Source organism: Vulcanococcus limneticus LL, from assembly GCF_002252705.1.
GTDB lineage: Bacteria > Cyanobacteriota > Cyanobacteriia > PCC-6307 > Cyanobiaceae > Vulcanococcus > Vulcanococcus limneticus.
In genome coordinates, this window is the sequence record NZ_NQLA01000009.1 from 37,752 (window position 1) to 57,650 (window position 19,899).

The 19,899-nt window shown below is 71.0% G+C and carries 16 protein-coding genes; 3 read left to right on the top strand and 13 right to left on the bottom strand.

Annotated features, from left to right (window positions below):
- Positions 1–5 precede the first annotated feature (5 nt).
- Together CJZ98_RS06205 and CJZ98_RS06210 are read left to right on the top strand one after the other, a co-directional pair.
- Positions 6–1,328: a GAF domain-containing protein gene (locus CJZ98_RS06205; RefSeq protein WP_094589484.1), complete on the top strand. Its 1,323-nt coding sequence runs from the start codon at positions 6–8 to the stop codon at positions 1,326–1,328.
- Positions 1,325–6,313: a PAS domain S-box protein gene (locus CJZ98_RS06210; RefSeq protein WP_094589486.1), complete on the top strand. Its 4,989-nt coding sequence runs from the start codon at positions 1,325–1,327 to the stop codon at positions 6,311–6,313. Before CJZ98_RS06205 ends, CJZ98_RS06210 begins: the two co-directional genes overlap by 4 nt.
- Here CJZ98_RS06210 and CJZ98_RS06215 read toward each other — a convergent pair.
- The 6 genes from CJZ98_RS06215 to CJZ98_RS06240 form a co-directional block, all read right to left on the bottom strand.
- Entirely contained in the window at positions 6,310–7,638 is a 1,329-nt protein-coding gene (locus CJZ98_RS06215; RefSeq protein ID WP_232756260.1) for a Y-family DNA polymerase, read from the bottom strand. The two genes, CJZ98_RS06210 and CJZ98_RS06215, sit on opposite strands and share 4 nt — an antisense overlap.
- Positions 7,639–7,787: 149 nt before the next feature.
- The gene (locus CJZ98_RS06220; RefSeq protein WP_198537540.1) at positions 7,788–9,281 is read right to left on the bottom strand and encodes a GGDEF domain-containing protein; all 1,494 of its coding nucleotides are present in this window, start codon (positions 9,279–9,281) and stop codon (positions 7,788–7,790) included.
- A gap of 2 nt (positions 9,282–9,283) precedes the next feature.
- A complete protein-coding gene (locus CJZ98_RS06225) occupies positions 9,284–9,799 on the bottom strand; it encodes an HD-GYP domain-containing protein (RefSeq protein ID WP_332835043.1) in 516 nt (171 codons plus the stop codon).
- A 63-nt stretch (positions 9,800–9,862) separates the two neighbouring features.
- Positions 9,863–11,035, bottom strand: coding sequence for an HD domain-containing phosphohydrolase (locus CJZ98_RS06230; protein WP_094589492.1), 1,173 nt, complete (start codon positions 11,033–11,035; stop codon positions 9,863–9,865).
- 88 nt (positions 11,036–11,123) lie between these two features.
- Complete coding sequence (locus CJZ98_RS06235) at positions 11,124–11,600, bottom strand: LexA family protein (RefSeq protein WP_094589494.1); 477 nt, start codon at positions 11,598–11,600, stop codon at positions 11,124–11,126.
- A gap of 111 nt (positions 11,601–11,711) precedes the next feature.
- Positions 11,712–12,284: a PCC domain-containing protein gene (locus CJZ98_RS06240; RefSeq protein ID WP_094589496.1), complete on the bottom strand. Its 573-nt coding sequence runs from the start codon at positions 12,282–12,284 to the stop codon at positions 11,712–11,714.
- Positions 12,285–12,368: 84 nt separating this feature from the next.
- Here CJZ98_RS06240 and CJZ98_RS06245 point away from each other — a divergent pair, with 84 nt between their 5' ends.
- Positions 12,369–12,965: a hypothetical protein gene (locus CJZ98_RS06245; protein WP_094589497.1), complete on the top strand. Its 597-nt coding sequence runs from the start codon at positions 12,369–12,371 to the stop codon at positions 12,963–12,965.
- Positions 12,966–12,974: 9 nt separating this feature from the next.
- Here CJZ98_RS06245 and CJZ98_RS06250 read toward each other — a convergent pair whose 3' ends face one another.
- From CJZ98_RS06250 to CJZ98_RS06280, 7 genes are all read right to left on the bottom strand, one after another.
- Positions 12,975–13,409, bottom strand: coding sequence for a 23S rRNA (pseudouridine(1915)-N(3))-methyltransferase RlmH (locus CJZ98_RS06250; protein ID WP_094589554.1), 435 nt, complete (start codon positions 13,407–13,409; stop codon positions 12,975–12,977).
- 7 nt (positions 13,410–13,416) lie between these two features.
- Complete coding sequence (gene fmt, locus CJZ98_RS06255; protein ID WP_094589499.1) at positions 13,417–14,481, bottom strand: methionyl-tRNA formyltransferase; 1,065 nt, start codon at positions 14,479–14,481, stop codon at positions 13,417–13,419.
- 2 nt (positions 14,482–14,483) lie between these two features.
- Positions 14,484–15,872 (bottom strand): TldD/PmbA family protein, encoded by a 1,389-nt coding sequence (locus tag CJZ98_RS06260; RefSeq protein ID WP_094589501.1) that lies wholly within the window; start codon positions 15,870–15,872, stop codon positions 14,484–14,486.
- A gap of 2 nt (positions 15,873–15,874) precedes the next feature.
- Entirely contained in the window at positions 15,875–17,362 is a 1,488-nt protein-coding gene (locus CJZ98_RS06265; RefSeq protein ID WP_198537543.1) for a TldD/PmbA family protein, read from the bottom strand.
- Positions 17,363–17,570: 208 nt separating this feature from the next.
- Positions 17,571–18,656, bottom strand: coding sequence for a magnesium-protoporphyrin IX monomethyl ester (oxidative) cyclase (acsF, locus tag CJZ98_RS06270; protein WP_094589503.1), 1,086 nt, complete (start codon positions 18,654–18,656; stop codon positions 17,571–17,573).
- Positions 18,657–18,797: 141 nt separating this feature from the next.
- Positions 18,798–19,250 carry a DUF2996 domain-containing protein gene (locus CJZ98_RS06275; RefSeq protein ID WP_094589505.1) on the bottom strand — a complete coding sequence of 151 codons (453 nt, stop codon included), beginning with the start codon at positions 19,248–19,250 and terminating at the stop codon, positions 18,798–18,800.
- A 69-nt stretch (positions 19,251–19,319) separates the two neighbouring features.
- Positions 19,320–19,895, bottom strand: coding sequence for a hypothetical protein (locus tag CJZ98_RS06280; RefSeq protein WP_094589507.1), 576 nt, complete (start codon positions 19,893–19,895; stop codon positions 19,320–19,322).
- Between the last annotated feature and the right edge of the window lie 4 nt (positions 19,896–19,899).

Here is a 19,899-nt window from a genome sequence, read left to right on the forward strand (position 1 = left end):
CCGCCATGCGGATCAGGGCCGCCAACGCGCTGATCACGGCCTTCTACCTGACGCTTGCGGTGGCCAGTGGCATGGCCTTGCGGCGCTTCGATCAGGAACGCCTTGAGGAGACGGTGGCCTACAGCAGCCGGATCCGGGCCACTGACCAGGTGGCGCGCTTCCTGGCGGGATCCAAGCAGCTCACCAGCAGCGTGCAGAGTTATGCCGCCACGGGCGATCCCGCCTTCGCCCAGGCCTACTGGCGTGAGGTGGAGGTGACCCGCAGCCGGGATCGGGCCGCCGAGGACCTGGCGGCTCTGGGGCTCACCCCGGCCGAAGAGGCGCTGATCAGGCAGGCCAAGGCCAACTCCGATGCCCTGATCGCCGTGGAGTCCAGGGCGATCGATGCGGCGCGTGGCGGCGATCAGCCCCGCGCCCTGGGGCTGGTGTTCGGCCCCGCCTACCAGAGGGCCCTGCGGGGCATCTACGGCCCAAGCCACCAGCTGCAGCAGCAGCTGCAACGCCGTCTCCAGGCCGTTCTCGAGCAGAACCGCCGCAGCGCTGCCCGCTGGTGGCGCCTCTGTCTCGCCCTGGCCCTGCTCAACCTGCTGCTGGTGGTGGTGGTGCTGGTGGCGGTGTATCCACACTTCCTGGGCCGCCCGCTGCTGCGGCTCAACCAGCGGGTCCTGGCTCTTTTGGCAGGGGGCCAGCCCGCTCCCCTGGACCTCGGCCATGCCGCCACGGAAGTCCGCGAGCTGGCCGCCTCGCTGGAGGCCTATCAGGCCATGGCCGACCAGATGGGCCGCGACCAGTGGGCCAAGGCCCAGCAGGTGCGGATCACCGCGGCCCTGCAGCGGCTGCACGATCCGGCCGCCCTGGCCCGCTGCTTCCTGGGGGAGCTGGCGCCTCTGCTGGACCTGGCCTCGGCCACCTTCTATCTGCGGGATCCCGGTGCCGAGCACCTGCATCTGGTGGGCTCCTATGCCCTGGCCGACCCGGCGACGGTGCCGCAACGGATCCAGTTCGGCGAGGGGCTGGTGGGGGAGGTGGCGCGCCAGGGCCAACCCATCCAGCTGGAGAATCCACCGTCCCGCTACCTGGCGATCGTCAGCGGCACCGGTGCCGCGCCGGCCGCCCTGGTGCTGGTGCTTCCCGTGGGTAGCTCGGAGCAGCTGCTGGCGGTGATCGAGCTGGCGGTCCTGCATCCGCTGGCCCCCCACCAACACCACCTGCTCACGGATCTGCTGCCCCTGCTGGCCCTGGCCCTGGAAGCCCTGCCGCCGGCGACGCTGCATCCGCCCCAGCCCCAGATGGCTACCACCACGACCTCCACGGCCGCGTCGTCATGAGCTCCGATCCCGCCCTGTTCCTCGCCCTGGAGCGCCGCACGCTCAAGGCCAAGCTCCTGCTGGGCTTCGGGCTGGTGCTCACCCTGCCGCTGGCCCTGGGGCTGGTGAGCCTGCGCAGCATCGATCTGCTCAACCGCGACAGCCAGCGCATCTACCGGGAATATGTGACAGGTCTGGGCCACATCGGGGAGGCGAACCAGCTGCGGGCCTCCGTGGGCCGAGAACTTCGTCAGATCGTGCTCGATCCGCGGCCCGAGCTGCGCCGCCAGCGGCTGCTGATCCTCCAGCAGGAGCAGCGCCAGCTGGCCGACCAGCTGCAGGCGGCCCTGATCCACACCAGCCGGCCGCAGCAGCTTGCTGCCCTGCGGGATGCCGAGCGTCTCGTCAGCCGCTATCTGCAGCTTGTGCGCCAGACCATGGCGCTGGTGGAGCGCCAGCCCGCCGCCCGCAGCCCGGAGGCCGTGGACTTTCTGGCCAGTGATGCCTTCGACACGACGGTCGACGAGCTGGATGCGACGTTTCGGCGCATCCTCCAGATCAACCAGCAAGGTGCCCAGCAGGCCTCGGCCAACTCCACCCAGCTGCAGGCCAGCTCCTACCGGCTGATCCTGGCTCTGGTGGCTGCCGGCCTCGGCCTCGGAGCCCTGGCCACCCTGGTGATTGCCCGCTCGATCAGCCGTCCTCAGGGGCGCCTGCAGGTGGCCGTGGAGCGGCTGGCCGCCGGCGAGCTGGATCTCGATCTGCCCAGCCGCGACGACCCCAACGAGATCGGCGCCCTCAGCCGCTCGATCGACGTGCTGCGCCGCGCGGCGCTGCAGGTGGAGGGCCAGCGCTGGCTCAAGACCCAGCAGGCCAGCATCGCCGCCCAGCTGCAGGGGTCCACCAGCTTCGTGGAGCTGGCCCAGGCGTTCTTCACCGCCGTGGCCCCCCTGCTCGGCGTGGGCCACGGCGCCTTCTACGTCTACGAGGAGGAGCAGCAGCGGCTGCGCCTGCTGCACGGCTACGCCCTGCGCGAGCGCAAGCAGCTGCAGCAGCGCCTGCAGCTGGGCCAGGGCCTGGTGGGCCAGTGCGCCCTGGAGCGCCAGCCGATCCTGCTCAGCGATCCCCCCGCCGACTACGTGCGCATCGGCTCCAGCCTTGGGGAGGCGGTGCCCAGGGTGCTGGCGGTGTACCCGCTGCTGCGCAAGGAGCGCCTGCTGGCGGTGGTGGAGCTGGCCGGCTTCCGGCCACTCAGCGAGCAGGAGCAGGCCCTGCTCGCTGAGGTTCTGCCCATCTTGGCCATGAACCTGGAGATCATCGAGCGCAGCTCCCGCACGGCCCGCCTGCTGGAGCGCTCCCAGAAACAGGCCGAGGCGATGCAGCGCCAGGCCACCACCCTCCAGCAGCAGGCCGAGGCGCTGGAGCAGCAGCAGCGGGCCCTGCGGGCCACCGAGGCCTGGTACCGCAGCATCATCGAGTCGGCCCCCGACGGCATGCTCGTACTCGACGGCCAGGCGCGGGTGACCCTGGCCAACCCCCAGGCCGAGGCGATGTTCGGCGCCAAGGCCGGTGCCCTGCAGGAGCAGTCGCTGCTGGAGCTGGTGGCCGACCGCCAGCGGCCCGAGCTGCAGGCCCTGCTGGCTCAGGCCGGGCTGCGCGCCCGGGCCGACGTCCTGCCGCCGTCGCTGGAGCCGGTGCTGACCAGTGAACTGATCGGGGTGCGGCCCGATTGCACCCGCTTCCCATTCGAGATCGGGCTCTCCCTGCTGCCGGATCTGGGCCAGCGGGGCGGCAACCTCTGCGCCGCCCTGCGCGACATCAGCCAGCGCCGCGCCCAGGAGCAGGCGATCCAGGAGCTGGTGAGCCAGCAGGAGGCGATCTTCCAGAGCGCCCCCAACGGCATCCTCCACTCCGACCGCGGTGTGCTCATTCGCGCCAACCAGCGCATCGCCGAGTATCTGGGCTACGAGCCCCAGGAGTTGATCGGTCAGCCGACATCGATTCTGTTTCGCGATGCCGACGACTTTGCTGCCTTCCGGTCCGTGATGACCCCTCCCTTGAAGCGCGGCGAGATCGCCACCACCGAGTGGCTGGTTCGCCGCCAGGACGGCTCCCTGTTCCAGGCGTCAGTGTCAGCCCGGGCCCTGAAGATCGAAGGCGATCAGGTGACGGCGGTGTGGATCTTCGAGGACATCGCCGAGCGCAAGGCCGCCGAGGAGAAGGTGAACGCCTACTTCAACAGCTCCAACGACGGCCTGCTGGTGCTTGATCCCGAGCGCGGCTGGGTGCACGCCAACGGGCGAGCGGTGGAACTGTTCGGCTTCGCCTCGATGGAGGAGCTTCTCAAGACCGGCCCCGCCGAGCTCTCACCGGAGGTTCAGGAGAACGGCCGGCTCACCAGCGAACTGGCGCCGGAGATCATCGCCGCCACCCTGGAGGGCCAGGTGACCAATCGCTTCGAATGGACCCACCGCCGCTGCGACGGCACCACCTTCCCCTGCGAGATCACCCTGGTGCCGATCACCCTGGCCGGCAAGCCGGTGCTGATGACGACGATCCGCGACATCACGGAGCGCAAGCAGGCGGAGCGGGAGCTGCGCCAGGCGATGGCACTGGCGGAGGAGGCCACCAAGGCCAAGGGCGATTTCCTGGCCAACATGAGCCACGAAATCCGCACGCCGATGAACGCGATCATCGGCATGACTCACCTGGCTCTGCAGACCGAGCTCAGCGGCAAGCAGCGCAACTACGTGGTGAAGGTGCAGCGGGCGGCCGAGAGTCTGCTCGGGATCATCAACGACATCCTCGACTTCTCCAAGATCGAGGCCGGCAAGCTGGCGATGGAGGTGATCGACTTCCGCCTCGAAGACGTGCTCGACCACCTGGCCAGCCTGGTGGGCATGAAGGCCGCCGACAAGGGCATCGAGCTGCTGTTCGATGAGGCGGCGGATGTGCCCAGTGCCCTGCGCGGTGATCCGCTGCGGCTCGGCCAGGTGTTGATCAACCTCGGCAACAACGCCGTGAAGTTCACGGACCGCGGCGAGATCATCGTGGGCGTGGAGCTGGTGCGCCAGGCAGCCGAGGCTGGGGTGCCGGTGGCCGTTGGGCCGGCTGCGGACGGGCAGGATCCTGATGGGCAGGCCTCGACTGACCAGGCCCTGGGCGAGGTGGAGCTTCACTTCTGGGTGAAGGATTCCGGCATCGGCATGACCGAGGAGCAGTGCTCGCGGCTGTTCCAGTCGTTCAGCCAGGCCGATTCCTCCACCACGCGCAGGTACGGCGGCACGGGCCTGGGCCTGGCGATCTCCAAGAATCTGGTGCAGCAGATGGGCGGGCGCATCTGGGTGGAGAGCGCGGCGGGCCAGGGCACCACCTTCCACTTCCACGCCCGCTTCGCCCTGCAGCCCAATCCCCTGCCCCGGCGCACGTTCAGCGCCCAGGAACTGGTGGGCCTGCGGGTGCTGGTGGCGGACGACAACGCCGCCGCCCGCGAGATCCTCTCGGCGATGTGCAGTGGCTTCGGGCTCACCGTGGAGTTGGCCATCGATGGGGAACAGGCCGTCAAGCGGGTGGTGGAGGCCGATGGGCGCGGCGAGTCCTTTGATCTGGTGCTGATCGACTGGAAGATGCCCGTGCTCGATGGCATCGACGCTGCCTTCGCGATCGAGCAGGCCAGCCTCAGCCGCGTCCCCAAGATCATCCTGATCACCGCTTTCGGCCGCGATGACGCCATCGAGCTGGCCAGCCAGCGCGGTGCGGTGTTCAGCTCCGTGCTGACCAAGCCCACCACCCCCTCCTCGCTGCTGGAGGCGATCGGTGAGGCCCTCGATCGCGGCACCCTGCTGGAACGCCGAGTCACGCCGCGCGTGGATCCGATCGTCGAACTCACGGAACAGCTGCGCGGCGCCCGCCTGCTGCTGGTGGAGGACAACGAGATGAACCAGGAGCTGGCCCTCGAGCTGCTGCGCACGGCGGGCCTCGAGGTGGTGCTGGCCCAACACGGCCAGGAGGCCCTCGACATCCTGGGCCGCGATGCCCGCTTCGATGCGGTGCTGATGGACTGCCAGATGCCGGTGATGGATGGCTACACCGCCACCCGCGTCCTCCGCGCCAATCCCGCCCTGGCGGATCTGCCGGTGATCGCCATGACGGCCAATGCCATGGCCGGCGACCGGGAGAAGGTGCTGGAGGCCGGCATGGTCGACCACATCGCCAAGCCCCTCGACGTGGCGGCGATGTTCGCCACCATCGCCCGCTGGGTGCGGCCCCAGCGGGCGGCGGCAGCCCCTCTGGAGGTGCCGATGCTGCCACAGGCCGCACCCCGGCCGGCAGCCGCCGGTGGCCTGCCCGAGCTGCCCGGTATCGACACCCGCATCGGCCTGGCTGGCACCAACCACAACCTGGACCTATACCGCAAATTGCTGCTGAAGTTCCGCACTGGGGCGGCCCACTTCGCCGCCGACTTCACGGCGGCGCTCCAGCAGGCCCGCCACGGCGAGGACCCCGAGAGCCCGATGCGCCTGGCCCACACCCTCAAGGGCACCGCTGGCACGATCGGGGCCGCCGCCGTTCAGCGGGCCGCTACCCAGCTGGAGCTCGCCTGCCGTTCGGCCGGCCCCGAGCCCCATGGCGACGGCCAGCTCGACGCCGAGCTCAACGCCGTGGTGGCCGCCTTGGTGCCCGTGCTCGATGGCCTCGATCGCCTGCTGCCCGAGGGGACTGATGCCGTCGCCGCGGAGGATGCGGCTGGGACGGCGGCCGCTGGGTCGGGGGCGGAGAGCCTGCCCGTCGATCTGGAGGCCCGGCTTGAGGCGATTCGCGCCCTGCTGCGCGACAGCGACGGCAGCGCCAACGACGCCCTGGTCGAGCTGGCTGCCCAGCTGGCCGGTACGGCCTGGTCCCCCCCGCTGCAGCGGGCGCTCCGTGCCGCCGCCGGCTACGACTACGACGCCGCCCTGGCGGCCCTCGACCCCGGCGCGGCCGTGTCCGCTAGCTCCTCGGCCTAGCGCGCCCAGACCGTGGGGATGTCGCTGAGGCGGGTGGTGGCCGCTCGCGATAGCCGTTCGCGGCGCATGGCCCAGGCCGGCCGCATGCCGCAGGCGGCCCAGCCCACGGTGCCGCTGCCGTAGCGGCGGTTGAGGCCATCGACCGTGGCCATCAGCGCCTCGCGGCGCCGCTGCTGCTCCGGCGGCAGCGGCGCCAGCAGGTGGTGCTGCAGCTGGTCGTCGGGTTGGAGATCCTGCAGCAGCACGCCCGCCTTCTGGAAGCGGCGGTGGGGGCGGAAGATCCGCTCCACCAGTGGCAGGGCCGCCGCCAGCAGCACGGCGGTGTCGTTGCTGGCCAGCGGCAGGTTGAGGCTGGCGGCCTTGGTGTAGAAGTCGCCGGCGAAGGGGCTGGTGCGGGCGAACACCGTCAGATGGCCGGCCCGCTGGCGCTGGCGGCGCAGCTTTTCGGCGGCACGCACCACGTAGCTGGCCACGGCCTGGCGCAGGGGCTCCAGCTCGGTGATCGCACTGCCGAAGCTGCGGCTCACGCAGGTCTCGCGCTTGGGGCTCGGGGCCGCCGCGAGCGGCAGGCAGGCCTGACCACGCAGCTCCTGCTGCAGCCGCAGGCCCACCACCCCCGCCTTCGCCTTCAGTTCGCCACTGGCCATGTCGCGCAGGGCCCGGGCATCGGCCACGCCGCGCAGGCGGCACCAGCGGGCCAGCTGGCGGCCGATGCCCCACACCTCCTCGATCGGCACGGCCTCCAGCCAGGGGTCGACGGCCGCCACGGCCCCCAGATCGAATACGCCGGCGTGGGTGGGATCGCCTTTGGCGAGGCGATTGGCGAGCTTGGCGAGCACCTTGGTGGGGGCGATGCCGATGGCCACCGGCAGCCCCAGCTCCTGCAGGATGCGGGCCCGCAGCGCCCGGGCCCAGGGCCCCAGGTCGCCGCCTGTGGGGCGGGGCAGCTGCCCGAAGGCCTCATCGATCGAGTAGATCTCCAGCCCGGCCAGCCAGGGCTCGATGCTGGCCATCAGCCGCGCGCTCATGTCGCCGTAGAGGGCGTAGTTGGAGCTGCGCACCACCACGCCGTGGCGCTCGATCAGCGCCCGCACCTGGAAGTAGGGCTTGCCCATGGGCAGGCCCAGGGCGCGGGCCTCGGCGCTGCGGGCCACGACGCAGCCGTCGTTGTTGGAGAGCACCACCAGGGGGCGGCCCATCAGGGCCGGATCGAGGGCCTGCTCGCAGGAGGCGTAGAAGTTGTTGGCGTCGATCAGCACGGTGGCCTGGGGAGCCCGGCCTGGGCCGCCGCCATCGGCCCGATCGCTTCCAGGGGGGTCTGCCAAGGCTCGGACGCGCCGCCACCGGAATCCCTGGATAGTAGGTCCGTACTGGCTATTCTGTCTCGGGCTGGCTGCCGCTGTCCGGTGCTGTCTGCTGCTGGCTGGCTGCCGCTGCCGGCGGCCTGTGTGGCTCGTGCTGCGTCGCCCGCCGCTCAGCCCGCCATCACCCGATTGCGCCCGGCCTGCTTGGCGCGGTAGAGCTCCCCATCCACCCGCCGGAACAAGGATTCCGCCGACTCCAGGGGCCGCCGCTGCGCCACCCCGAAGCTGGCCGTCACCGTGCCCACGCCCTCGATGGGGGTCTCGGCCACCAGCCGCCGCAGCTTCTCCGCCAGCTGGTGCGCCTCCTCGTCAGTGCTGTGGGGCATCAGCACCAGGAACTCCTCGCCGCCCCAGCGGCCCAGGCCATCGCTCTCGCGCAGCTTGGCCCGCACCCGCCCGGCCAGCTCCACCAGCACCCGATCCCCCGCCGCATGGCCGAAGCGGTCGTTGATCGCCTTGAAGTGGTCGATGTCGAACAGCACCAGGGACAGCTCGTCGCCGTAGCGGTCGGCGCGATCGAGCTCGCTGCGCACCCGCTCATCCAGCTGGCGCCGGTTCCAGAGGCCGGTGAGGGGATCGGTGTGGGCCAGCCGGGCGAGCTTGTGGTGATGGTGGCCTGTGAGCCGGAACACCAGCAGCAGCGCCAGGATCAGGGTGAGCAGCGCCGTCAGGCTGATCTGGAACAGCGACGACCACAGCGGACCGGAGGGCACGCGCAGGGGCTGGCTCACCACCAGGGTCCAGTTCAGTTCGGGAATGCGCTTGGTGCGCACATAGATCAGCTCCCCGCCCTGCCGGAACTGGAAGGCGCCCCTGGGTTGCTCGCGGAGGCTGTCCCGCAGGCGCTGCTGGGCGATGGCCCGCTGCAGCTGCGGCGGGGCCTGCCCGCGTCGGGGGCTGAACAGGATGCGGCCCCGCCCGTCCAGGAACATCACCTGAATGCCGTTGGTCCGCTCGGCCTGCTGGATCCGCCTGGTCAGCTGGCTGGTGGAGCGTCCGAGGCCCACGGCCCCCAGGAAACGGCCGCCATCACCCAGCAGCTTGTAATTCACGAACACCGTGGTGCGGCTCGGATCGGCGGTGTCGCGATCGAGATTCACCTCGTAGGAGGAGGCGCTGGCGCGCAGCCGGAAAAACCAGGCGTCCTGGGCGCTGCCCGGTGACACCGTCTTGAGGATGCCGGTGGGGTGGTAGTAGCGCCGCGAGGCCTCGGACACGAAGAAGACCGTGGTGGCACCGTGCTGGGCCTGCACCCGGCTCAGGTAGCGCTGCACGGCGGCCTCGGGCTGCTCGCCCTGTTCCACCCAGTCGATCAGCAGGGTGTTGGCTGCCATCGCGGAGGCGAACAGGATCGGCTGCACGAAGTCCTGCTGGAGATCGGCCGAGAGGGCGTCCAGGGTGAGTGGCAGCGTGGATTCCACCACCTGGCGACGGGCTGCCGCGAGGGCGTTGGCATAGGTGAACAGGGCCACCGCACCGAAGCCCACGGTGAGAGTCACGCTCAGCTGCACCGAGAGCCACCAGCGGTCCCGGGCGAGGCTGTCCTGCGGCTGCAGGCGGCGCCAGCGTGCCCGCAGCCGCGGCCCGATCGATCCGAGGGTCACGCTCAAATCCGGTGCCCCTCCGGGATCGGCGGCACCAGCTCCCGTTGCCCCTGGGGCCCGGAGCGCTTGTCGTCGGGTGTGGCCTCGAAGATCTGTCGGAACTGCTCACTCACCTTGAGGAATCCCTCCACCAGGGAGGGATCGCCTGTCGTGCCCGCCAGGGTCACGACGGTGTCGACCACCTGGGCGTGCGGCAGCGCTTCCTGGTGGCAGCGTCTGGAGGCCAGGCCGTCGTAGACGTCGAGGATGGCCATGATCCGGGCCACCAGGGGAATGGACTCGCCGCTCAGGCCCTGGGTATAGCCGCTGCCATCCCGGTTTTCGTAGTGGGAGAGGGCCAGATCCTTGGCCATCCCGAACACTAACGTGTCGTGAATGTCGATGTCCTGTCTTAGGCGCTCGAGGATATTAAACCCGATCTGGGGATACAGCTGCATCGTGGCCTGCTCCTTGGCCGACAGCCTGTCGGGTTTCTTGAGGATCGCGTCCTTGATGCCCACCTTGCCGATGTCGAGCAGGGGAACGCCCCCTGGTGGGACACGCTGGTGCGGCGCTGCAGGGCCAGCTGGCTCGTCTGGCGATCAGTCGGCCAGGGCATCCTGGTGCCGGGCTCCGATGGCGGCCACCTCATCGGCATGGCGCTCGATCGCGGCCACGCACGCGCCGTCGAGCTTGCCGGCGGCCACCAGCCTGTTGAGTTCGGCGCAGGCCTCCGCCACCGACCAGGCCGGCTTGTAGGGCCTCCGGCTGGTGAGGGCATCGAACACATCGGCCACGGCCACGATGCGCGCCTCCAGGGGGATCTGCTCGCCCCGCAGGCCCCGGGGGTAGCCGGAGCCGTCGAGCTGTTCGTGGTGGCCACCCACGATGGCCCGCAGCACGTCGGAATCGGGCAGGTCCTGCAGGGCGAACTCCCCCAGGATCTTGTCGATGATCTCCAGGCCCAGGGTCACGTGGGTTTCCATGAGCTGGCGCTCCTCGGGATCCAGCCGGCCCGGCTTGAGCAGGATCCGATCGGGAATGCCGATCTTGCCGATGTCGTGCAGCGGCGCGAACAGGAACACGTGCTCGATGAACTCGTCGCTGAGGCCGTGGGAGGGCGCCAGGTCGCGGGCGATCAGGCGCGAGGTGTGGGCCATCCGGTCGAGGTGGCCGCCGGTCTCGAAGTCGCGCAGGTGGGCGAAGTCGCGGGCCACCTGGGCTGAGGCCATGATCGAGCGAACGGCGCTGAGCTCGTTCGAGATCGTCATGTTGATCAGCCGGGTGAACAGCCCCAGGTTGCGCTGCACGATCGGCGTGAAGGCCGCCAGCTGGCAGGAGTCGTAGAACACGAAGCCGATGAACTGCCCCTGGTCGGTGAGCGGCACCGTGAGCGAGGAGCGGTAGCCCTGCTCCAGCAGCCAGCTGGAGTGCGGGCTGTTGGGTTTCACCACGGCCTGGATGTCGTCGATCACCCGCGGCCGGCCGCTGCTGGCGATGGCGCTGAGGGAGGCGCTCTCCTTCAGGGGGAATTCGTAGCCCTGGATCGCCTCGCCGCTGCGGGTGCTGTTCACGAAGGTCTTGAGCCGATCGCTGTCGTCGTCGTAGAGCACGCAGGCGATGCGATCGATGCAGGGCACCAGCTCCAGCAGCTGGTCGTGCAGCTGGGAGAGCCGATCGTTCAGCAGGCGGCTCAGCTCCTCCTCGCCGGTGTGCACCACCTGGGAGCTCGAGCCCGGGATCACGTTGAGGGTCAGGGCGATCGGATTGGTCATGCTGGCGTTCCACCCGTGGCGGCCCTACCCCTCTAAGGTAGGGAGGTGCTCCGATTGGTGCAGCCGCCGGCGCTGGCGGGCCCGGGGCTCAGAGGGCGTGGATCACATGCACGGCCACGCCCCAGATCAGCACCTCGCCGCACTGCTCCAGCTCCAGGGGCGGATAGGCGGGATGGGCCGACTCCAGCCGCAGCCGCCCGCGGCAGCGGGCCAGGCGCTTGAGGGTGAAGGCCCCATCCAGCACGGCCACCACGACCCGGCCGGGGCGGGGATCCAGGCTGCGGTCCACCACCAGCAGGTCGCCGTGGTGGATGCCGGCGCCGGTCATCGAGTCGCCGCTCACCCGCAGGAAGAAGGTGCTGCTGGGGTGACGGATCAGCTGCTCGTTGAGGTCGATGCCGACCTCGATGTAGTCGTCGGCGGGGCTGGGAAAGCCGGCGGCCACGCTCTCGCCGGCCAGCGGCAGCCGCTGCAGCCGCAGCGGCTGCCGCAGCGAACCGAGCCACTCCAACGAACCGAGCCACTCCAACGAACCGAGCCCCTCCAGCGGGACGAGGCCGCCCATTGACCCTCCGGCAACACGCACCCGCCAGGGTAGTGCATTTGTACTGCTGGAGTGATGGTGGCGTGGCCTCGGGCTTGGCGTGGCGTGGGCTGTGGCGTGGGGCGCTGCGGCTCAGCGCAGGCCCGCCAGTTCGCCGCGGCCGTGGCGCTCGGCCAGGGCGTCGTAGCCGCCGATGAAGATGCCATCGATGAACACCTGGGGCACCGATCCCTCGGCCCGGGGCTCCACCAGTGTGTAGGGGATGCCGAGGGTGCGCAGCATGCGCAGGGCCCGCGCCGAATAGGGGCAGCCCGGCCGCACGGCGATCGCCACCCGCGGTTGGCCTGTGGCCGGGGAGGGTTGGTCCGCCGGAGCTGGCTCCGCCAGCACTCCCACCAGCAGGTCCGCGCCCTTGAGCACCAGGGTGCCGGGCTCCAGGTGGCCGCCCCACACCTGGCAGTCGCCATCGGAGAAGCTCAGGTGCAGGTGCACTCCCTCGGGCCCCACGGTGCCCTGCAGGCTGATGATCTCGAAGTCGCCCTGCAGCACGGTGGGGCCGCCGGGCCCCGGGCACTGGAACACCACCTGCGACAGGTTGCCCACCACCCCGAGCACGAAGCCCGGCGCGTTCTGTGCGCGGCCAAGCTGCACCAGGCTGCGGTGCAGGTCGCTGCCGGGGCCGAGCTTCAGCGGCACGGGACGCATGGAGGGGTTGGGCAATCGGAGTGGGCCAGCCTAAGCAGCGCCAGACTCGCAGCCCCGCTGTCGCCAGCTCCCGCGAGCCCACCCATGACCCAGCTGCAGCTCAGTACCCTCGCCGGCTGCGGCCTGGCCATCGGCGCCTATCCCCGCTTTCGCTACGACGCCCGCGGTGGGGGCGGCCTGGGCCAGCTGGCGGCGGCAACTGACCGGGACGATGGCGGCCGGGACGATGGCGGTGGTTCCGGTGGGGGCCCAGGCCCCCTGGCCCTGCGCTTTGATCCGGCGGGTCTGCGGATCCCCGACCTCGATCGCCGCACCACCCGCTGGCTGGGCCTGCCGCTGCCGCCGGGTCTGGCGATCGCGATCGCGCCGGAGCAGCTGGAGGGCCAGCTCGATCCCGCCACTGGCCAGCTGGAGCTGCGCTTCCAGGCCCGCTTCCGCTTCCGGATCGGTTCGCTGGTCCAGGCCCCCGACCTGCTGATCGATGCCCAACTCAGCACGGGCAGTGTGGCTGGCCGGCGCCACCGGGCCGAGGGCCAGCCCCTCGATGGGCAGGGTCAGGCGCTGCTGGTGGGGGTGGCCACGGTGCAGCCGAGCGGCGCGGCCTGGCTGGATCGCTTCCTCGGCCTGCCCGATGAGGCCCTGGCGATCCTGCGCTGCCAGCTCGGGCCCTGGGCCGGCTGAGCTCACGCCTCAGGCCTTGTGATACGGGCCGCCCTGCTGGATCGTCTGGGCGCGGTAGAGCTGCTCCACCAGCAGCAGCCGCGCCAGCTCGTGGGGGAAGGTCATCGGCGAGAGACTCAGCAGCCAGCGGGCCCGGGCCTTGAGGGCCGGATCCAGGCCGTCGGCGCCGCCGATCACAAAGGCCAGCCGCTCCGAGCCCAGCCCCTCCAGCCGCTGTGCCAGCTGCACCGAGCCGAGCTGATCGCCCTCCTCGCTCAGGCCGATCAGCTGCTCGTCGGGCCGCAGGGCCAGCAGCACCGCCTCCGCCTCCCGGGCCGGCGTGGAGTCTTTGAGTTCCACGATCTGCAGCCCCGGCAGGCGCTTGAGGTACAGGGCCAGGCCGTCGCTCACCCAGCGCTTGCGCAGCTTGCCCACGGCGAGCAGGCGAATCCGGGCGGGGTTCAGCACCGCCTCAGCCGTCCTGGGGGCCCAGCCGAGCGATCGGCTGGGCCCCCAGCTGTTGAAGCAAGGTCTGGCCGGCGCTGGGGCGGCGCCCCTCCAGCTGGGCCTCGCGGATCAACACCGGGCAGCCACCCGTGGCCACCACCAGCCCGGTGCCCTCCGCCAGCGCCAGCACGGTGCCCGGCTCTGGGGCCGTGGGCGTGGCGGCTGTGGAGGCCGCTGGCGTCCCCGCCGGCAGGCCCCAGCGCTCCGCCAGGGCGGCGGCCTCCGGGCTGAGCTGGTCCGCCAGGCGCCGCACCAGAGGCTCGGTGGCCAGCAGCTTGAGGCGCTGGCCGTGCCAGCTGGTGTGGGCGCCAGGGTAGAGCCCCATCACCCGGCGGTGCACTGCCAGGCCGGAGGCGCTCCAGTCGATCTGGAAATCCGGCTTGCCCAGCAGGCGGGCATAGGTCAGGCCCTGCTCCGGCTGGGGTCGCACCCCCAGCCGGGCCAGCCGTTCGGCCTCCGGCCCCGGCCCGGCCGCTGCGATCAGGGGCAGCGCCTCCACCAGCAGCTCGCCGGTGAGTTGGGCCAGTCGTGCGCCCAGCTGCTGGGCGTTCTCCAGCAGGCCGATCGGGATCGCCCGCTCCAGCAGCACCGGTCCGGTGTCCAGGCCCTCCTCCATCGCCATGATGCCCACGCCCGTCTCGGCGTCGCCCTCGATCAGGCTCCACTGGATCGGGCCGGCGCCGCGCCAGCGGGGCAGCAGCGAGCCATGGCCGTTCCAGCAGCCCAGGGGCGGCTGCGCCAGCACCTCGGGCGGCAGGATCTGGCCGAAGGCCACCACCACGGAGATGTCGGCGCCCAGGGCCGCCAGCTGGGCCTGGAGCTCCGGCTCGCGGCGGATCCGCTGCGGTGTGATCACCGGCAGCCCAAGCTCCAGGGCCCGCGCCTTGACCGGCGAGGGCAGCAGCTCCTTGCCGCGGCCCCGGCGCCGGTCGGGTTGGCTCACCACGCCCACCAGGTCATGGCCGGCGGCCGCCAGGGCCTCCAGGCTGGGCACGGCGTAGGCCGGCGTGCCCCAGAACAGCACCCTCATCCTCAGGCGTCGCCCGTGATCGACAGCCCCTCCACCCACACATGGGGGCAGAGGCCGTCGGGGGTGACCTTGGCTTCCCCCTCGAAGCCGACGATGGCGTTGAGCAGGGTGCGGATGTCACCGGCCACGGTGGCCGCCTCGATCGAGCGCGCTTCGCCGCCCTGGACCAGCCAGCCGTCGAAGGGCAGGGAGAAGGAGCCCTGGCTGGCCTTCACGCCGGCATGCAGCGCCGAGAGGGAGTCGATCCACACGATCGGTTCACTGGCCTTGAAGCGATCGAGGCCCGGCTGGCCGCCACCACTGCCGGGGGTGGGGCCGATCTCGAACCAGTCGGGACCCACCGACACCTTGGCCCCCAGGCCTGCGTGGCCGGTGGGGGTGACCCCAAAGGCCCGGGCCGTGGCCTCCGAGTGCAGGAAGTTCTGCAGCACGCCGCCCTCCACCAGGACCAGGCGGCGGGTGGGGGTGCCCTCGCCATCGAAGGCGGAGGCGCCGATGTTGCCCGGGTGCAGGCCGTTGTCGTGGATCGAGAGGAAGGGCACAGCCAGCGGCTGACCGATCGACGCACGGCTGCTCAGGCTCACCCCATCCAGCACCGAGCGGGCATTGAACAGGCTGCTGAAGGCACCGATCAGATCGAGGAAGGCCTCGGGGCTGAACACGCAGGTGTAGCGACCCGTGGCGATCGGGGCGTAGTCGAGGTGGCTGATGGTGCGGCCTGCGGCCTCGTCGATGCAGCCGGCGATGTCGAGGTCCGCGGCGCCGTAGGCCAGGCGTACGGCGCCGGCGCTGCGGGGTTTGCGGCCCGCTTCCTCGGCCCGGGCGTAGAGGTAGACGCTGGCGGTGCTGAGCCGCTGCTGCCGGCTGGCGCCGGCGCTGTTGAGGTAGAGCCGCTCGCTGCTGCGCTCCGCCAGGCCGTTGTAGGGCACCGTGCCGATGGCGCTGTGGCGACCCAGCAGGTCGGCCTCGGCGGTCTTGAGGGTGTCCAGCAGCCGCAGGATGCCCTGGGGTTCCCGCAGGGGCTGGTGCAGCTCCTGCAGAGGCGCCGTTGCCAGTGGCGAGAACTGCGGCGTGTCGTCGGCGTTGCCGAAGGCGCTGGCATCGCGGGCACCGGCCAGGGCCTTCTCCAGGCCGGCGTCCGAGAGGTCCGAGGTGCTGGTGATGCCCACCAGGCCGTCGTCGTTCCAGACGCGGATGGTGATGGAGCTTCGCTGGGCCCCCTTCATCTGCTTGGCCTCGCCCCGGTCCACCTGCACCGAGATATCGGTGCTGCAGGCGGCCCCCAGGTCCCACTGGCGGATACCGGTGCTGGCGGCCAGGCGCTCCAGGCTGGCGCGCAGGGCCTGGGCATCGAGGCCCTGGCCTGGGGTTGCGGTCACGGTCGACGTCATGCTCAGCGGCCTCCCACGGTGATCGAATCGACCTTGATGTGGGGCTGGCCCACGGTCACGAAGACGCTGCCGCTCACCGAGCCGCAGAAGCCCGCGGCGAGCTCGAGGTCGTTGGCGCACATCGAGATGCGCGGCATCACCTCCTTGGCCTCGCCGATCAGGGTGGCCCCCTTCACGGGCTTGGTGAGCTGGCCGTTCTCGATCAGGTAGCCCTCCTCCACAGCGAAGTTGAACTGGCCGGTGGGGCCGACGCTGCCGCCGCCCATGGCCTTGCAGTAGAGGCCCCTGTCCACCGAGGCGATCAGCTCCTCGGGCGTGTGGGGGCCGGCGGCGATGTAGGTGTTGCGCATGCGGCTGGCGGCCGCGAAGGTGTGGCCCTGGCGGCGGCCGCTGCCGGTGCGGCCATGGCCGGTGCGGCGCTCGCCGGCCCGGTCGGAGAGGAAGCGCTGCAGCACGCCGTTCTCGATCAGCACGGTGCGCTGGGGCTCCATGCCCTCGTCGTCCATGGAGAGGGAGCCGAAGGCGCCGTCACTGAGTCCCTCGTCGATCGCGGTGACGGCCGCGTGGGCGATCGGCTCGCCCACCTTGTCGGCAAACGGGGTGGTGCCCCGCTCCACCTGGGTGGTTTCCAGCAGGTGGCCGCAGGCCTCGTGGAAGATCACGCCGCCGAAGCGATTGGCCAGCACCACCGGCAGCTGGCCAGCTTCCACGTAGTCGGCGTAGAGCATCGTGCCGGCGCTCTCGCACACCTCCTGGGCGGAGCCGTCGGCGTTCCACTCGCGCAGGTCATCGGGGCGGCCGGAGGTGCCGTAGCGGCGCCCCACGCTGGAGCGATGCTCACCGTCGGCCGCCAGCACGTTCAATCCCACCGACTGGTGCAGGCGGATGTCGCGGCCGAAGGTGCCGTCGCTGGCGGCCACGAGCACCTCCTGCCAGTCACGGGCGTAGCTGCCGCGGCGGACCTGCAGGTGGGAGCCGTGGCGCTCCAGCAGGCCGGTGCCCTCCAGCAGCTTGCCGGTGGCCTCCCGCAGCTCCGGGCAGCGGCGCAGCCAGTCCTCCTTGGCGGCGGCAAAGTCCCGCAGGTCGGCCAGTCCGCCGAAGCCGCCAGCCAGGCCGCCGCCAGCCAGGCTGGGCAGCTGCAGTCCGAGCATGCCCAGGGCCTGCTCCAGGGCCCGCCGCAGGCCAGCGTCACTGAGGTCGTTGGTGCTCACGAACCCGTCGCGCTCGCCACGGAAGACGCGGATGCCGGCTCCCTTGCCGAAGGCGGGACTGACGCTGGTGATCGCGTCCTGCTCGGCCAGCACGCCCAGGTGGTCGGTGCGCTCCAGAAACACCTCCACCAGGTCGGCGCCGGCGGCGCTGCCGCTGCCCAGCAGGGCCTCCAGCCGCGGTCGCCAGGTGGCATCGAAGCGGGCGGCCGTGAAGCGGGTGGCATCGCCGGGATCGGGGCTGGTGGTGCCGGGTCCGGCGCTGGTGGCTGAGGCGACCAAGGGGCTGACGGGCAGTGGGGTTGGAGGTGGAGCTTGAGGCGCGCAGCCCGGGGCTGGACCCAGGGGGCTCCGTTCTTGGGCACGGTCCTAGCAAGAAGGCCCCGGCCGCAGGGACCAGGGCCTTCGGTTGCGGCCGTTGGGTTGGCACGCCCCGAGTCCCCAAGGGGTTGGGGAAGCTCCCCGGGAAGGGGGCGGGGCGTGGGCGGCCTCAGCGCACGGCGGGCTGGAACTGCTCGCTGCGGATCGGGGCCGTGAGGAACAGCTTGGCCATCACCAGGCCGTTGGCGGCCCAGTAGGGGAGCTTGCGCAGCAGCTTGAGGGGGGCGGGTGCCGCGCTCTGATCGGCCTCGGCCAGGGCCTGGTTGTTGGTCACCAGGCGCTCCAGGCGCTCGTAGAACTTGGGGTGCTCCACATTGAGCACCACCGGGAACACGCGGGCCGAGGTCTCGTTGGTCTTGGCGATCACGTACTTGTCGTAGTCGCGGGCATCGAGGCCGAGGGCTTCGTAGAACTCCTTGCGGGCCACATCGCGCACGTACATCGTGGCGAACACGGCCAGCAGGAAGAAGCGGCACCACAGGCGGGCCTGCAGACCGGTGACGGTCTTGGGCTGGGCCTTCATCAGGGCATCAAAGAAGTCGCCGTGGCGGTTCTCGTCCTGGCACCAGTTCTCGAAGAAGTTGAAGATCGGGAAGATCTTGCTGTCGGGGTTCTTCTCGAGGTGACGGAAGATGGCGATGTAGCGCCAGTAGCCGATCTTCTCGCTCAGGTAAGTGGCGTAGAAGATGTAGGCCGGCTTGAAGTAGGTGTAAGCCTTGCTGGCGGTGAGGAAGCCCAGGTCGAGCTGCAGGCCGAAATCACCCATGGCCTTGTTGAGAAAGCCGGCATGGCGGGCCTCATCCCGGGCCATGTGGGCGAAGCACTCGGCCAACAGAGGGTTCTTCTCCTTGATGCGGCGGCTCAGCTCCTTGTAGAGCAGGAAGCCGGAGAATTCGGAGGTGCAGCTCTGCTCCAGAAACTCAACGAAGACCTTGCGGGTCTCGGGATCGAGCTTGTCGGCGGCGCCGTCGAACTCGTCGTTGCGAATGAAGTGGTGGCGGTTGTAGTCCTTGCGGAATTCCTCGCAGATGGCCTCCAGCTCCGCCTCGTTGGGGCGGAGATCCATCGCCGCCATGGCGTCGAAGTCCGTGGTGTAGAAGCGCGGTGTCAGGATTGTGTCCTTGACCGGTTCCTTGACGGCCGGCGCCTCAGGCGTGCCGAGGGCGGGTGGGGCAACGGCGGTGGGGGGCACCATCGGGATGCGCAGCTACGGGCGTGGCAGCCATCGTAGGTGGGACGGGGGCTGACACGCCGGACTGTGAAGCAAGCCCGGGAAGCAAGCCCGGCAGGCTGGTCGCCGCCCCGGCGCCCGGGGATGGGCGACGGGCGTTGGGGCTCAGTTGGCGCCCAGCCACTTCTGGCCGTTGAGCCGCTGCACCAGGCGCGAGACCAGCAGGGCCAGGGTGGTCTTCTTCTCGTCGATCAGGAACGACTCCAGCAGGCTTGGCTCCGCCCCCGCCTCGGCCACGGCGATGGTCTTGGCGGAGCTGATGGCGTCGCTGGTGAAGCAGAGCCAGAAGCGGCGGGCGCCTGGCAGGCTGCCGATCACCATCCAGCAGGTCACGCCCACCACGGGCATGGGGCCCTGCTCGAACCGCAGTTCCACGGCTGGCCCGCCATAGGCCTGGATCTCCTTGGCCAGGGCCGGAATCAACAGCTGGGGCACGAACTCGGCGAAGGGCCGATCCTCCGGCGCGGGCGGCTTCTCCTTCACCGGCGGCTTGGCGGCGGCGGCCTGGGATTCGGGGACCGCCGGGGTGTCGGGGGCGGGGCTGGCGGAATCGGTCACCGGCGTGGGCCTCGGGCTGAACGCTGCAGCGGACTCTAAGGACCCCGGCCCCGGCTTCTGGTCGGGCCCCTACCAGTCGTCGCTGCTGGGTTCATCCCAGCCATCGCCGGTAGCCGTCACGCTCGCGGCCGCCTGGGCAGCGGAGCCGCGGCCGGTCGGAGCGCCAGCGGATGCCGGGGCGCTCCTGGCCGGCCCGTCGGGCCGCGCCGAGCCCGCGGAGCCCCGGCGCAGGATCCGAAAGGGCACCGAGACCGTGGGAGGGGGATCGGTGGGGGCCCGGCTCGGCCCGAACCAGCTCTCAGCGGCCGGGTTGGTGCCGCCCCAGGTGTTGCGGCCCGCCTGGCTGGGAGCGGCATCCTCTGGCCAGGGTTCCGCCTCCCGCCTGCGGCCGATCACCTCGGCCACCGAGCGGCGAGGGCCGGGACCGGGCGGGCCGCCGCCAGTGCGCAGGGCGAGGGCGGTGGCTCCGGCGCTGAGGGCACCACCCCCAGCCGCCGCCAGGCCGATCCAGGCCCCCAGGGGCCAGGCAGGGGTGCGCCACACCAGCAGCTGCAGCGCCACCCAGGGCCGGGGGTTGAGGGCCCCTACCAGCAGCACCGCCAGCAGGGGCGCGAGCAGGGGCAGCAGCAGCAGGCGTTGCAGCACGGGA

Excerpts from the sequence above, each read along its gene's own strand:
- CJZ98_RS06260 (WP_094589501.1), bottom strand. The coding sequence starts at position 15,872 with ATGACGTCGACCGTGACCGCAACCCCAGGCCAGGGCCTCGATGCCCAG.
- CJZ98_RS06205 (WP_094589484.1), top strand. The coding sequence starts at position 6 with ATGCGGATCAGGGCCGCCAACGCGCTGATCACGGCCTTCTACCTGACG.
- CJZ98_RS06240 (WP_094589496.1), bottom strand. The coding sequence starts at position 12,284 with ATGCGTCCCGTGCCGCTGAAGCTCGGCCCCGGCAGCGACCTGCACCGC.
- CJZ98_RS06245 (WP_094589497.1), top strand. The coding sequence starts at position 12,369 with ATGACCCAGCTGCAGCTCAGTACCCTCGCCGGCTGCGGCCTGGCCATC.
- CJZ98_RS06230 (WP_094589492.1), bottom strand. The coding sequence starts at position 11,035 with ATGACCAATCCGATCGCCCTGACCCTCAACGTGATCCCGGGCTCGAGC.
- CJZ98_RS06235 (WP_094589494.1), bottom strand. The coding sequence starts at position 11,600 with ATGGGCGGCCTCGTCCCGCTGGAGGGGCTCGGTTCGTTGGAGTGGCTC.
- acsF (WP_094589503.1), bottom strand. The coding sequence starts at position 18,656 with ATGGTGCCCCCCACCGCCGTTGCCCCACCCGCCCTCGGCACGCCTGAG.
- fmt (WP_094589499.1), bottom strand. The coding sequence starts at position 14,481 with ATGAGGGTGCTGTTCTGGGGCACGCCGGCCTACGCCGTGCCCAGCCTG.
- CJZ98_RS06210 (WP_094589486.1), top strand. The coding sequence starts at position 1,325 with ATGAGCTCCGATCCCGCCCTGTTCCTCGCCCTGGAGCGCCGCACGCTC.